Raw genomic sequence first — 14180 nt, 5'->3', positions numbered from 1 at the left:
AGCCGCGACCACATTCCTAGAATGGCGGGTTCCCCCTCCACAGAAAAGCAAGCCATGAACGTCCTGCGCTTCTCCGACCTCTGCGACGAAGGCCGCGCCCGCGGCCGCCGCGTCTTCATCCGCGCCGACCTGAACGTGCCGCAGGACGACGCCGGCAACATCACCGAGGACACGCGCATCCGCGCCTCGGTCCCCTGCATCGAGCTGGCGCTGGCCGGCGGCGCCGCCGTGATGGTCACCTCGCACCTGGGCCGCCCGACCGAAGGCGAACTCAAGCCGGAGGATTCGCTCGCGCCCGTGGCCACGCGCCTGTCCGAGCTGCTGGGGCGCCCCGTGACGCTGAAGCAGGACTGGGTGGACGGCGTGGACGTGCAGCAGGGCGAGGTCGTGCTGCTGGAGAACTGCCGCGTCAACAAGGGCGAGAAGAAGAACAACCCCGAGCTGGCGAAGAAGATGGCCGCGCTGTGCGACATCTACGTCAACGACGCCTTCGGCACCGCCCACCGCGCCGAAGCCACCACCTACGGCATCGCCGAATACGCGAAGGTGGCCTGCGCCGGCCCGCTGCTCGCCGCCGAGATCGACGCCATCACCCAGGCGCTCGCGAACCCGAAGCGCCCGCTGGTGGCCATCGTCGCCGGCTCCAAGGTCTCCACCAAGCTGACCATCCTGCAGTCGCTGGCGAAGAACGTCGACCAGCTGATCGTGGGCGGCGGCATTGCCAACACCTTCCTGCTGGCCGAGGGCCTGCCGATCGGCAAGTCGCTGGCCGAGGCCGACCTGGTCGACGAGGCCAAGGCGGTGATCCAGGCGATGAAGGCGCGCGGCGCCGAGGTGCCGATCCCCACCGACGTGGTCGTCGCCAAGACCTTTGCCGCCGACGCGCAGGCGACCGTGAAGAAGGCACAGGACGTCGCCGCCGACGACCTGATCCTCGACATCGGGCCCGAGACCGCGCAGCGGCTGGCGAAGCAGCTCAAGGCCGCCGGCACCATCGTGTGGAACGGGCCGGTGGGCGTGTTCGAGTTCGATGCCTTCGCCAAGGGCACGGAGACCATCGCGCGCGCCATCGCCGACTCCAGCGCCTTCAGCATCGCGGGCGGCGGCGACACGCTGGCCGCGATCGCCAAGTACGGCATCGAGAAGGACGTGGGCTACATCTCCACCGGCGGTGGCGCCTTCCTCGAAGTGCTGGAGGGCAAGAAGCTGCCGGCGTTCGAGATCCTGGAAAAGCGCGCCAAGTCCTGAGCGCGCGCGAGCTCAGGGCGCCTCGACTTCGTGCGGGGCGGCGAGCACCGGCGGCGCCGCCGCTGCCGGCGCGAAGGCCTGGAGCACCAGCTCCTGCTTGCGCGCCGGCGGCTTCGCCGGCGCCTTCCTGCCTGCGGCCTGCCTGGGCGCGGCCTCGTGCAGCGCGGCTTCCCGCGCTGCCGGCCCATAGACGCACCTGACCGGCTGGCGCTGCGCGAACTGCCGCACGATCTCGCAGCGCTCCCAGAAGCGGCGCTCGTGCTCGCTGTCGTTCCACGTCTTCATGCCCCACGCGGCGCCGAGGGCGAAGCAGGCCGGCGCGATGCCGCCGCCGGTGAGGAAGGCGGCGGTGATGCAGACGTTGCTGACCGTGCCGCCCTGCCACCAGGCGGAGGCGGCCGCATACGCCGCGGGCTGCTCGGTTTCGGGCAGCGTGCTGGCGCGATGGAAGGTCACGGCCTTCATCGCGGTGGCCAGCAGCGGGCCCAACGGATTGATCAGGCCGCCACTGGCCGCCAGGCCGACCGCCGTGGTCACGCCGTCGGCGACCGCCGCGTCCATGGCCTGTCCCCGCTGGTCCTGCGCGCGGGCCGGCAACAGGCCCAGCGCCAGCAGGGCGACCGCCACCAGCTTGCCGAAGTCGCACGTACTGCCCTTGTGCATTCCAACCCTCCCAGGTCAGCCATGCGTGCATTCCACCTTGCTCGGCCGCAACAACGCCAGCGTCTTCGCACGGGTCGTTGGTACGGAATCACGGGTCCTTGTAAGGGACGGCGACGCCGCGCCGGCTGTCGTGCTTGCGCGTCCGCCTGTCCTTCGTACGTTGGTACCCGGTACGTAACCGGTTCCGTGTGAGAATCGAAAACCGAGTCACGAGGAGACCGCCTGTCATGGCACGTCGCGCCACCAAGATCGTCGTCACCCTGGGCCCCGCGTCGAGCGAGCCGGCCGTGCTGGATCGCATGATCCGCGCCGGCGTGAACGTGGTGCGGCTGAACTTCAGCCACGGCACCGCGCAGGACCACATCGCCCGCGCGGAACTCGTGCGCCAGGTGGCGCAGAAGGCGGGCCGCGAGGTCGCGATCATGGCCGACCTGCAGGGGCCGAAGATCCGCGTCGGCAAGTTCGCCGAAGGCAAGGTGATGCTCGAGGCGGGCACGAAGTTCGTGCTGGACGCGGGGCGCGATGCACCCGGCGATATCGGCGGCGTGGGCCTGGACTACAAGGAACTCCCGCGCGACGTGAAGCCGGGCGACCACCTGCTCCTCAACGACGGCCTCATCGTCCTGACCGTCGACTCCGTCAAGGGCGACCAGATCCGCACGACGGTCAAGCTCGGGGGCGTGCTGTCCAACAACAAGGGCATCAACAAGCTGGGCGGCGGCCTGACCGCGCCGGCGCTCACGGCCAAGGACATGGAGGACATCCGCACCGCGATGAGCTTCCAGGCCGACTACGTTGCCGTGAGCTTTCCCAAGAACGCCACCGACATGGAGATGGCGCGTCAGCTGTGCAACGTGGCCGCGGCCGAATTCCGCCACAAGCCCGCGCTGATCGCCAAGATCGAGCGCGCCGAGGCGATCCCGAACCTGGAGCAGATCCTCAAGGCCAGCGACGGCATCATGGTCGCGCGGGGCGACCTCGCGGTGGAGGTCGGCAACGCCGCGGTGCCGGCGCTGCAGAAGCGCATGATCCGGCTCGCGCGCGAGCACGACCGCGTCGTGATCACCGCGACGCAGATGATGGAGTCCATGATCTCCGCGCCGGTGCCCACGCGTGCCGAGGTGAGCGACGTGGCCAACGCGGTGCTCGATGGCACCGACGCTGTGATGACCAGCGCCGAGACGGCGACCGGCAAGTACCCGGTGGAAGTGGTGCAGCAGATGGCCGCCATCTGCGAGGAAGCCGAGATGGCGGAGGACGTGAAGCTCGACGCCGACTTCACCGGCATGGCCTTCTCGCGCATCGACCAGTCGATCGCGATGGGCGCGCTGTTCACGGCCTACCACCTCGGATGCAAGGCGATCATCGCGCTCACCGATTCCGGCTCCACGCCGCTGTGGATGAGCCGCCACCGCATCCACATCCCGATCTACGCGCTCACGCCCAAGCTGGTCACGCAGCGGCGCATGGCGCTGTACCGCAACGTGCGTCCCCTGCTCATGGACCAGAGCGCGGACCGCGACACGGCGCTCGCCCAGGCGGAGGAGCACCTCAAGAGCCGCGGCATCGTCGCCTCCGGTGACATCTACGCGATCACCTGCGGCGAGCCGATGGGCGCCCCCGGCGGCACCAACATGCTGAAGATCGTCCGCGCCGCCTGAGCGCACCGAAACGCGACGCGCCGCCAAGCGCGTTCGTCGGACCCCGTGCGCCGCCCATCACCGATCCGGTTCCCGCCGGCCCAGCGGCCGTGACGAAAGACGCGAATCCGGCCGCCTGTCGCCGTAAGTCTTTGATTTTGCTGACACGAGATGTTGCAAGACGTTTCAGCACCGACTAAATTCGTAGCAACACCAGGGTGATTTCCCTTAACCCGATTGCAGTACCTGGTGGCTCTACGCAAAGGAGTCGTTGGTATGAAAAAGCTCAATCTCATCGCCTTGGCCGTCCTGTTCGCTTCCAGCGCTGCCTACGCAGTGGACGTGACCAATAACTTCAACGTCTCGGTCAACTTCACCGGCGCCTGCCAGGTGCTGACGCCCGCGACGGACATGGCGTTCACCTATGCCGCCTTCGGCGTCGCCGATACCAAGAGCACCAGCACGGTGTTCAAGTGCAGCCGCGGCCTGGCACCGACTTTCAAGTTCGACAACACGGGCGCCGCCCAGACCGGCTCGGCGGCCGGCGCCGTGGGCGCGGCCATCACCGGCGAAGGCGTGATCAGCGGCATCCGCTACACCCTGTCGGGCAGCAGCGCCAAGAGCACGACCGGAACGGCCGCCGCCGCCGGCGCCGGTGGCACGGGTGGCAGCGACGGCACGGCCGACCAGTACACGGTCAGCATCAACGCCGACATCGCAGGCGATCAGGCCGGCAACGGCGCGAGCGGGTCGGGCACGCACGTGCGCGTGCTCACGATCTCGTACTGAAGCGGCTGAACCCGTTTCATGCTCGGCATCAACAGCGGGGCCGTGGCCGCACATCATGATCGTCACCGTGCGTTCCATGACCTCCCCTGCTGCCCGGGCATCTTCACTGGCGGCGTGGCTCCTCGCCGCCGCCTGTCTCGCTGGCCTGCCTTCGCGGGCCGGTGAGGCAGGCGCCGGCTTCCGCATCACCATCCAGGTGCTGCCGGAAGCCCCCGGCAGCTGCAGCGCCAGTACCGAGCTCGGTGCGCCCCAGCTGACCTGCAGGCCGACCGTGGTCGGCTCCGTGGGTTCGGCCTCCGGCGGCGATCCGCGCCAGCCGGCCGGCGCGCTGTACTTGCGCAGCGAAACGCCGGTGCGGGTGGCGGGCGAAATGGTCGAAGTGGGCGCGGAGAACTACTACGCCTGGCTGGAGAGCAACCCCATCGCCTGGAGCGAGCGCTCCTCGCGGCGGGTGGTCGCCGGCGGGCGCGAGTACGTCGAAATGACCTTTTCCTGGTGAGTCCCACAGCCGTCCCGATGAAGAAGCACTACCTTCCCGCGCTCCTCCTCCTCGCTGCCTGCGCGCTGCCGGCCGGGGCGGCCCAGTTCACGATCACGCCCGTGCGCATCTTCATGACCACCAAGGACCGCGCCGTGGCGGTCACGGTCACGAACGACAGCGACGAGGAAGTCGTGATGCAGGCGGACCTGTACGTGTGGAAACAGCGGCCGGACGGCTCGGACGACCTGCAGCTCACGGAGGACCTGATCCTCACCCCGCCCATCATGAAGCTCGCGCCGCGCGCGCGCCAGGTGGTGCGGCTCGCGCGCCTGTCGCCGCCGCCGGGCGGCATGCAGCAGACGTACCGCCTCGTGATGCGCGAGGTGCCGGAGGCGCGCACCACCGACAAGCTGCAACTGCAGGTGGCGCTGGCTTTCTCGCTGCCGGTGTTCATCAGCCCGCCGGGCGTCAAGCGCGACCTGCAGTGCGACCTCGAGCGCGCGGCGCCTGACCTGGTGCGTGCCGTCTGCAGCAACGGCGGCAACGCCTATGCGCAGGTCCGCGCGCTGGAGGTGCTCGACGCCCGCGGCACCAAGGTGGCGGCGCGCGATTCCGGCGGCTACCTGCTGCCCTCGGTGCGCCGCTCGTTCGACATCCGCGCCGCGGACGGACGCATCCTCCCCGGCAAGGTCAAGCTGCAGGTGGCGCTGGACGACGGCAGCCTGCAGGCATTCGACGCCACATTGCCGGAATGAGCCTCACGAGGGTATGCACGGCCATGGCGATCGCCCTCATGCAGACCCTCGCGACCGGCGCCGGGGCACAGGCGACGCGACCTGAAACGCCCGCCGGCACGGCACCGGTGCAGGACCGCATCGTGCCGCTGGAAGCGACGGTCAACGGCGACCGCGTGGGCACCTGGCCCTTCGTCGAGCGGCAGGGCGCGCTGTTCGCCGGCGCCGACGCGATCGAGGAATGGCGGTTGCGGCTGCCGGCCGACACCCTTCCGGTCCGCGTGCGCGGCAACGACTTCTATCCGCTGGCCGCCTTCGCCGGTTACGGCGCGCGCATCAACTATTCGACGCTGACCGTCGAACTCTCCTTTTCGCCCGACGCCTTCACCGGCACGCGCCTGGTGATGGAGCGCGAGCTGCTCAAGCCCAGGCCCAGCCCCGTGCTGCCGACGCTGTTCCTGAACTACGACCTGAACCTGCAGCGTTCCGAGCATCGCGGCAGCCCGGGCGTCACGGACCTGGGCGCCCTCCTGGAACTGGGCGCCTCCGGCCCCTGGGGCGTCTTCACCACCAGCGAGGTCGGGCGCAACCTGGCCGGTGGCCTGCCGGGGCAGGCGGCGCAGGCCGTGCGGCTGGAGTCCACCTTCACGCACCACCTTCCCGAGCGCAACCTGTCGCTGCGCCTGGGCGACAGCAGCACGCGCGCGGGCCTGTGGGGCCGCAACGTCTATTTCGGCGGCCTGCAGTTCGGCACCAACTACGGGCTCACGCCGGGCTTCATCACGCAGCCGCTGCCGCTGCTGTCCGGGGTTTCGGCGGCGCCTTCGACGGTGGAGCTGTACGTGAACGACGTCCTGCGCAAGGTGTCGCAGGTGCCGGCGGGCCCCTTCGTCGTCGACAACAACCTGGGGCTCACCGGCAGCGGCGAAGCACGCCTGGTGGTGCGCGACGTGCTGGGACGCGAGGTCGTGGTCGTGCAGCCTTTCTTCACCAGCGTGCAACTGCTGGCGCCGGGGCTGGACGACTGGAGCGTCGAGGCGGGCTTCCTGCGCGAGAACCTGGGGCTTGCCAGCGCGGACTACGGCCAACCCTTCGCCGCCGGCACCTGGCGCCGTGGCGTGCGGCCCTGGCTCACCCTCGAAGGGCGCGCCGAAGCGACGCGGGCGCAGCGCACGCTGGGCGCCGGCGCGATCGCGGCGCTGCCCGGTGACCTGCTGGTGCGCGGCGCCTTCGCGCGCAGCATGAACGACCGCGTCGGCGACGGCGGCTTCTGGCTGCTGGCGTTCGAGCGCCAGTGGCTGCAGGCGGCGCTCACCGTGCAGGCCTCGGGCGCCAGCCGCGATTACCGCGAGCTGGGCCTGTCGGACCTGCAGTTCCCCACCCGCGCGCAGTTGGCCGCCAACCTCACGCGCCAGTTCGGCAACACCTCGCTGGGCATCGGCTTCGCGCGCATCGAACGGCACGACGCCGCGGCCGTGACGACGGTCGGCTTCAATTTCGGCTACCGCTTCGACGACAGCGCGGCCAGCCTCAACGGCAACCTGAGCAAGGTGCTGGGGGCCGGTGGCGGCACCTCCTTCGGCGTGACCCTGCAGGTGCCGCTGGACAACCACCGCTTCACGAGCTTCGCCTACAGCGGCCACGGCAGCGTGCACGACGTCTACGCCACTGCCACCCGCTTCCCGGGCGAACCCGGCGAGCTGGGCTGGCGCGTGCTGGGCGGCCGCCTCAACGAGGAGGCGCACGCCGAAGCAGGCGTGGACTTCGCCGGCACGCGCGGGCGCGTGTACGGCGACGTGAGCGCCTCGCCCTCGCAGCAGTCGCTGCGCCTGGGCGCCTCCGGCGGCATGGCCGCCGCCGCCGGTCGGGTCTTCTTCAGCCGCAGGCTGGAAGAGAGCTTCGCGGTCGTCGCGCTCAAGGGGTATCCCGGCGTGGGCGTCGGCCTCGGTTCCACGACGATGACGCAGACGGACGCGGACGGGATGGCCTTCCTTCCCTACCTGAGCCCCTACCAGTCCAACCAGGTGCGCCTGAACGCCCAGGACCTGCCGATCAGCGCCGAGCTCGATTCGATCGAGCGCGTGGTGGTGCCCTCCTGGCGCAGCGCGGTGCTGGTGGACTTTCCCGTGCGCAGCGGGCGCGCCGCGCTGGTGCGCATGCAGCAGGAGAACGGGGAGCCCGTGCCCGCCGGGGCCAAGGTGCAGGTCGAAGGCCAGAAGGAAGAGATCTATGTCGGCCGCCGCGGCGAGGCCTTCGTCACGGGCCTGCAAGCCGCCAATCGCCTGGACGTGCACTGGCCGGGCGGCCGCTGCAGCCTCGCGCTGGCGGTGCCTCCCGCGGCGAACGACGACGTGCTGCGCATCGGCCCGGTGCCATGCAGGAGTACGCGATGAAGACAGTGTGGCTGCGCATCCTGCCGGCGTTGCTCGCCTTGCTGGTGCTGCCGGGTGCGGCCCGGGCGGCGATCACCTGCACCAGCCTCGCGTCGCCGGGCGTGTCGATCAACTACCAGCCCAACACCCTGGCCACGCTGCAGGCCGTGTTCGCCGTCACCTGCACGCGCAACACGGGCGACCCCACGTCGGTGAGCTATTCGGTCAAGGCCGACAACGGCGGCAATCCGAGCGGCGTGAACAACAAGGCCACGCACGCGAGCGGCTCCACCATCCGCTACGACTTCTTCACCGCCTCCACCTGCGGGACCCAGTGGAAGGGGGGCATGACCGTCTCCGACACGATCACGTGGCCGGCGGGCGCGACCGGGCCGATCACCAAGCAGACCAGCTTCTGGGCCTGCATCGTGAGCGCGCAGGCGGCTCCGAGCAGCGGCGTGTACGCCGACAGCGTCGGCCTCACGCTCACGTACGGCGGCAACCAGACGCTGCCCGGCACCGTCGCGGTCAACATCTACGCGCCGGCACTGTGCACCGTGACCTCGCCGCCCGGCAACATCAGCCTGAGTTACGCAGCGTTCGGGGCGCAGGTAGCCGGCAGCACGACGATCGGCGTGAACTGCACCAGCGGCATGCCCTACACGCTCGGCACCGACGTGCCCGAAGGGGTGCTCAATGGCCTGCGCTACGTGCTCAGCCTCAGCGCCACGGCGCCCAACGGCATCGGCGCGCCGCAGACGCACACCGTCACCGCGACCATCCCGGCGGGGCAGGCCGGGACCTGCCCGAGCGGCAGCTGCAACGCCACCCGCACCCACACGCTGACGATCACATATTGACGCGGGGTTGACGTTCCGCAGTGCCGACGGCAGGGGCTCAGCCGGTAGAATCGTCCGGTTACCGCACGGTTACAGCGACCGTCCGCTCCATCGTCGTCCATCCCCAGGAACTGCCATGCCCCTCGTCTCCATGCGCGAACTGCTGGACCACGCCGCCGCCAACGGCTACGGCATTCCGGCCTTCAACGTCAACAACCTCGAACAGGTCCAGGCCGTGATGGAAGCGGCCAAGGAAGTGGGCGCCCCCGTCATCCTGCAGGCGAGCGCCGGGGCCCGCAAGTACGCCGGCGAGTCCTTCATCAAGCACCTGATCCAGGCCGCCCTGGAGGCCTACCCGCAGATCCCGCTGGTGATGCACCAGGACCACGGCCAGAGCCCGGACGTGTGCAAGGGCGCGATGGACCTGGGCTTCTCCTCGGTGATGATGGACGGCTCGCTCGAATCCGACGGCAAGACCATCGCCAGCTACGACTACAACGTCGACGTGACGAAGAAGGTCGTGGAGATGGCGCACAAGCTCGGCGTGACCGTCGAGGGCGAGCTCGGCTGCCTGGGCTCGCTGGAGACGATGCGCGGCGACAAGGAAGACGGCCACGGCACCGAGGCCACGATGACGCGCGACCAGCTGCTGACCGACCCGGAGCAGGCCGCCGACTTCGTCGAGAAGACGCAGCTGGACGCGCTGGCCATCGCCATCGGCACCAGCCACGGCGCCTACAAGTTCTCGCGCAAGCCCACGGGCGACATCCTGGCGATCGACCGCATCAAGGAGATCCACCGCCGCATCCCGACCACGCACCTGGTGATGCACGGCTCCTCCTCGGTGCCGCAGGAGCTGCTGGCGATCATCCGCCAGTACGGCGGCAACATGAAGGAAACGTACGGCGTGCCGGTGGAGGAGATCCAGGAAGCCATCAAGCACGGCGTGCGCAAGATCAACATCGACACCGACATCCGCCTGGCGATGACGGGGGCGGTGCGCAAGTTCATGGCCGAGAACCCCGAGAAGTTCGACATGCGCGACTGGATGAAGCCCGCGCGGGAAGCCGCCAGGCAGATCTGCAAGCAGCGCTACCTCGAGTTCGGCTGCGAAGGCCAGGCCGCCAAAATCAAGGCCCAGCCGCTGCAGGTGGTGGCCACGAAGTACGCGAAGGGCGAGCTGGCGCAGGTCGTGAAGTAGGCCCGGGTTCCACCCGCTTGCGATAATGGACGGCCCGCCGCGCTGCGGGCCGTTTTCTTTCGGATCCAGCCATGCCCACCGCCCTGCACACTTCCAACATCACCTCGCTGCCCCTGCTCGCCCGCGGCAAGGTGCGCGACAACTACGCCGTCGGCAGCGACCGGATCCTGATGGTGGCGAGCGACCGCCTCTCGGCCTTCGACGTGATCATGGGCGAGCCGATCCCGGGCAAGGGCGAGATCCTGACGAAGATGGCGCTGTTCTGGTTCGCGCGCCTCGGTCACATCTGCCCCAACCACCTCACCGGCGAGGCCCCCGAAAGCGTGGTCACGCCGTCCGAAGTGCCGCAGGTGCAGGGCCGCTCGATGCTGGTGCAGCGCCTGAAGCCCATCCTGGTGGAAGCGGTCGTGCGCGGCTACCTGGCGGGCAGCGGCTGGAAGGAGTACCAGCAGACGCAGTCGGTGTGCGGCGTGCCGCTGCCGGCGGGCCTGAAGAACGCGAGCAAGCTGCCCGAGCCGATCTTCACGCCGGCGGCGAAGGCGGCGAGCGGGCACGACGAGAACATCAGCTACGACAGGGTCGTGGAGATGATCGGGCCGCAGCTCGCGCAGCAGATCCGCGACCTGAGCATCCGCATCTACCGGGAAGCGGCGGACTTCGCGCTCACCAAGGGCCTGATCATCGCGGACACGAAGTTCGAGTTCGGCCTCGACGCGCAGGGCCGGGTGGTGCTGATGGACGAGGTGCTCACGCCGGACTCCTCGCGTTACTGGCCGGTGGAGGGCTACCAGGCCGCCTTCGCCGCCGGCGAGAACCCGCCCAGCTACGACAAGCAGTTCGTGCGCGACTGGCTGGAGAGCGTGAAGATCGACGGCCATCCCTGGGACAAGACGCCGCCCGCCCCGCGCCTGCCGCGCGAGGTGATCGAGAAGACCGCCGCCAAGTACCGCGAGGCGCTGGAGCGGCTCACCGCGCCCTGATTCGCGTGTAAAGGGCGCGCCGGCGCGCGCCCGCGGGCGCTATGCTGCCCCGATGAAGCCTGCCCTCCTGCTCCTTTTCGCGGTAGTCGCCGCGCCTGCACTGGCGCAAGGCGACGCCCAGTGCATCGTCGCCGGCCGTGTCAGCGACGGCCACTGGGCGCCGCGCTTGCAGGCGGTGCAGATGCGGGGCGCCGATGGCCGCGTGATCGCGCGCGCCGACCGGCAGTCGCTCGCCGCCGTCAAGAGCGCGGACCTCGCCCGCCCGGCGCTGCTGTCCCGCTGTGACGGCGACCGCCCGCTGGCGAGTGGCGACAGCGAAGCGGCCGGCCGCAAGACGCCGGTGCCCGCGCTTTCGCGCGGCGTGGTGGAAGTGGAAGGCGTGAGCTTCCCCAAGCTGCGCACGGGCGGCGAGCTGGTGGAACTGCGGGTGCGGGTTCCGGCGGAGCGGGTGGTGAGCGTGACGCGCTAGGCATTCCGCAGGCCGGGATGACGCGCGGAGCGGCTCAAGCGTAGGCTGGTGGTGACGCGCGAAGCGCGGGAACCCCAGCGCTGGGGTTCGCGCGCTGGCGCGGCTCACCGCCAGCCTACCGACGCCGTGCCGCCGTTCCGCTCACGACAGCACGACCGAAGACAACCGCCTCCGGTACGTCGCCACCGTCGCGTCCTCCGGCGGCACCTGGCCTTCGGCCACCTTCGGTTTCGGCGGCTCGATGATCTCCAGGATCGCGATGTAGGTCTTGCGCGCCAGGTCCTCGCTCCACGCCTTGTCGCGCATCAGGATCTCCAGCAGCTCGTCCATCGCCGCCGTCCAGCGCTGCTGCGCCACCAGCAGCCGCGCGCGGTCGAAGCGGGCCTGGAAGTCGCGCCGGTTGGCGGCGATCTTCGCGTCCAGGTCGGCGGGTGACTGGTGCTGCACGGCAAAGGAGAGGGCGTCGAACCAGCGCGCCAGCGCATCGAGGCGGCGCGAGACGCCGGCCTTGTTCGCCACCGGCTCGAAGGCGCGCCGCGCATCCGCCTCGCGGCCGGCCAGCAGCAGCGCCTTGACGTAGTCGAAGCGCGCGTCGTCGTTGGCCGGGTCGGTGGCCACCGCGTGCTGCAGCTTTTCCAGCTGCGCCGCGGGGTCGGCGTCGGCGGGCTCCTCCGGCAACGGTTCCTCCTCCTCCTGCTCGCCTTCCAGCGCCTGCACGTGCTTGTCGAGGAATTCACGCACCTTGCCTTCGGGCAGCGCGCCCATGAAGCCGTCGACCGGCTGGCCGTTCTTCATCAGGACGATGGTCGGTATGCTGCGGATGCCGAAGGCGCCGGCCAGCTGCTGCTCCTCGTCGGAGTTGACCTTGGCCAGCTTGAAGGCGCCGGCGTATTCGGTTTCCAGCTTCTCCAGGATCGGCCCGATGGACTTGCACGGGCCGCACCAGGGCGCCCAGAAATCCACCAGCACGGGCTGCTTCAGCGAGGCGGCGATCACCTCCTGTTCGAAGTTCTCGATGGTGACGTCGATCATGGCCGGGGTCCCTCCGCTGTCAAAAAGTAAAATTCGGGGTTCTTTGCAGGAATTCTATGGACAAGAGCGCAAGCGGCGTGACGGTAGGGGTCGTGATGGGCTCCAGCAGCGACTGGGAGACCCTCCAGCACGCGGTGCAGATCCTGCAGGATTTCGGCATCGCCCACGAGGCGAAGGTGGTCTCCGCCCACCGCATGCCGGACGACATGTTCGCCTATGCCGAGGCGGCCGCGGGCCGCGGGCTCAGGGCGATCATCGCCGGGGCCGGCGGCGCGGCGCACCTGCCGGGCATGCTGGCCGCCAAGACGACGGTGCCGGTGCTGGGCGTGCCGGTGGCCAGCCGGCACCTGCAGGGGGTCGATTCGCTGCACAGCATCGTCCAGATGCCCAAGGGCATTCCCGTCGCCACCTTCGCCATCGGCGCGGCCGGCGCGGCGAACGCGGCGCTGTTCGCGGTCGCGATGCTCGCCTGCGAGGATGCCTCCCTGCGCACGAAGCTGGAGGCCTTCCGCCAGCAGCAGACCGAGGCCGCCCGCTCGATGACGCTGCCGCCGCCCAGGGATCCCGCATGACCATGGTGCTTCCGGGTGCCACCCTGGGCGTGATGGGCGGCGGCCAGCTCGGTCGCATGTTCGTGCATGCCGCCCAGCGCATGGGCTACTTCACCGCGGTGCTCGATCCCGACGAGAGCAGCCCCGCCGGCCGCGTGAGCCACTGGCACGTGCGCAGCGACTACCTCGACGAGCTGGGGCTCGCGAAGCTGTGCGGCCACAGCGACGCGATCACGACCGAATTCGAGAACGTGCCCGCCGCGGCGCTGGCCCGGCTGGCCGAACACCGGCCCGTGTCGCCGGCGGCCGCCGCCGTCGCCATCGCGCAGGACCGCGCCGAGGAAAAGGCGCACTTCACGCGCTGCGGCGTGCCGTGCGCGCCGCACGCGGTGATCACGGGCGAGGACCAGCTTGCGGCCATCGGCGACGAGCTCTTCCCCGGCATCCTGAAGACGGCGCGCCTCGGTTACGACGGCAAGGGGCAGGTGCGCGTCACCTCGCGCGCCGACCTGCCCGCCGCGTGGGAGAGCCTCAAGCGCGCCGACTGCGTGCTGGAGAAGATGCTGCCGCTGGCCTTCGAATGCTCGGTGGTCGTGGCGCGCGGCGCCGACGGCGTGATGGTGCACCTGCCGGTGCAGCGCAACCTGCATCGCGGCGGCATCCTCGCCGTCACCGAGGTGCACGAGCAGTGCGTGCCGGCCGCCCTCGGCCTGCGCGCCATCGAGGCGGCCAAGGCCATCGCCGAAGGCCTGCAGTACGTCGGCGTGCTGTGCATCGAGTTCTTCGGGCTGGAGGACGGCTCGCTGGTGGTCAACGAGATGGCGCCGCGGCCGCACAACAGCGGCCACTGGAGCATCGAAGGCGCGGACGTCTCGCAGTTCGAGCTGCAGGTGCGCACCCTGGCCGGCCTGCCGCTGGTGCAGCCGCGCCAGCACAGCCCGGCGCTGATGCTGAACCTGCTGGGCGACCTGTGGTTCCCCGCCGGCGCGGCGAACGCGCGGACGCCCGACTGGGCGAGCGTCCTGACCCTGCCCGGCACCCACCTGCACCTGTACGGCAAGACCGAGGCGCGGCCCGGACGCAAGATGGGGCACCTCACGCTCACCGGCCCCACCGCCGCCTCCGTGCGCGAGACCGCGCTCGATGCGGCGCAGCGCCTGGGCATCGAGGCTTTCTGAATC

At 70.0% G+C, this 14180-nt stretch carries 14 protein-coding genes; 12 read left to right on the top strand and 2 right to left on the bottom strand.

All coding sequences use genetic code 11. The features are described from left to right. Positions 1–54 precede the first annotated feature (54 nt). Complete coding sequence (locus WG923_RS20405; RefSeq protein ID WP_340352831.1) at positions 55–1248, top strand: phosphoglycerate kinase; 1194 nt, start codon at positions 55–57, stop codon at positions 1246–1248. 12 nt (positions 1249–1260) lie between these two features. Here WG923_RS20405 and WG923_RS20400 read toward each other — a convergent pair whose 3' ends face one another. Next, on the bottom strand, positions 1261–1911 hold the full coding sequence (locus WG923_RS20400) for a hypothetical protein (protein WP_340352830.1): 651 nt from the start codon (positions 1909–1911) through the stop codon (positions 1261–1263). A gap of 227 nt (positions 1912–2138) precedes the next feature. Between WG923_RS20400 and pyk the strand changes: the two genes are divergently transcribed. The 9 genes from pyk (at position 2139) to WG923_RS20355 (ending at position 11416) form a co-directional block, all read left to right on the top strand. Beyond that, positions 2139–3572: a pyruvate kinase gene (gene pyk / locus WG923_RS20395; RefSeq protein ID WP_340352829.1), complete on the top strand. Its 1434-nt coding sequence runs from the start codon at positions 2139–2141 to the stop codon at positions 3570–3572. A 255-nt stretch (positions 3573–3827) separates the two neighbouring features. Next, complete coding sequence (locus WG923_RS20390; RefSeq protein WP_340352828.1) at positions 3828–4340, top strand: hypothetical protein; 513 nt, start codon at positions 3828–3830, stop codon at positions 4338–4340. Positions 4341–4407: 67 nt separating this feature from the next. Next, complete coding sequence (locus tag WG923_RS20385) at positions 4408–4839, top strand: hypothetical protein (RefSeq protein WP_340352827.1); 432 nt, start codon at positions 4408–4410, stop codon at positions 4837–4839. After that, a complete protein-coding gene (locus WG923_RS20380; RefSeq protein ID WP_340352826.1) occupies positions 4836–5576 on the top strand; it encodes a fimbrial biogenesis chaperone in 741 nt (246 codons plus the stop codon). Before WG923_RS20385 ends, WG923_RS20380 begins: the two co-directional genes overlap by 4 nt. Positions 5577–5599: 23 nt before the next feature. After that, positions 5600–7948 carry a fimbria/pilus outer membrane usher protein gene (locus tag WG923_RS20375; RefSeq protein ID WP_340352825.1) on the top strand — a complete coding sequence of 783 codons (2349 nt, stop codon included), beginning with the start codon at positions 5600–5602 and terminating at the stop codon, positions 7946–7948. Next, entirely contained in the window at positions 7945–8787 is an 843-nt protein-coding gene (locus WG923_RS20370) for a spore coat protein U domain-containing protein (RefSeq protein ID WP_340352824.1), read from the top strand. The genes WG923_RS20375 and WG923_RS20370 overlap by 4 nt, the downstream gene beginning before the upstream one ends. Positions 8788–8902: 115 nt before the next feature. Further along, positions 8903–9967, top strand: a complete 1065-nt coding sequence (gene fba, locus WG923_RS20365; protein WP_340352823.1) for a class II fructose-bisphosphate aldolase — start codon at positions 8903–8905, stop codon at positions 9965–9967. A 71-nt stretch (positions 9968–10038) separates the two neighbouring features. Beyond that, positions 10039–10947 carry a phosphoribosylaminoimidazolesuccinocarboxamide synthase gene (locus WG923_RS20360; RefSeq protein WP_340352822.1) on the top strand — a complete coding sequence of 303 codons (909 nt, stop codon included), beginning with the start codon at positions 10039–10041 and terminating at the stop codon, positions 10945–10947. Between the two features lie 52 nt (positions 10948–10999). Further along, positions 11000–11416, top strand: coding sequence for a hypothetical protein (locus WG923_RS20355; RefSeq protein ID WP_340352821.1), 417 nt, complete (start codon positions 11000–11002; stop codon positions 11414–11416). 141 nt (positions 11417–11557) lie between these two features. On the opposite strand, the gene trxA is transcribed toward WG923_RS20355, so the two are convergent. Next, complete coding sequence (gene trxA / locus WG923_RS20350; RefSeq protein WP_340352820.1) at positions 11558–12448, bottom strand: thioredoxin; 891 nt, start codon at positions 12446–12448, stop codon at positions 11558–11560. Positions 12449–12504: 56 nt separating this feature from the next. On the opposite strand from trxA, the gene purE reads away from it, so the two are divergent. Further along, entirely contained in the window at positions 12505–13020 is a 516-nt protein-coding gene (gene purE, locus WG923_RS20345) for a 5-(carboxyamino)imidazole ribonucleotide mutase (RefSeq protein ID WP_340352819.1), read from the top strand. Positions 13021–13022: 2 nt separating this feature from the next. Further along, positions 13023–14177 (top strand): 5-(carboxyamino)imidazole ribonucleotide synthase, encoded by a 1155-nt coding sequence (locus tag WG923_RS20340; RefSeq protein ID WP_340352876.1) that lies wholly within the window; start codon positions 13023–13025, stop codon positions 14175–14177. Positions 14178–14180: the final 3 nt, after the last annotated feature.

The sequence above is a fragment of the Ramlibacter sp. AN1133 genome (assembly GCF_037890035.1).
Lineage (GTDB): Bacteria > Pseudomonadota > Gammaproteobacteria > Burkholderiales > Burkholderiaceae_C > Ramlibacter.
This window is presented reverse-complemented; position numbering and strand designations above follow the sequence as displayed.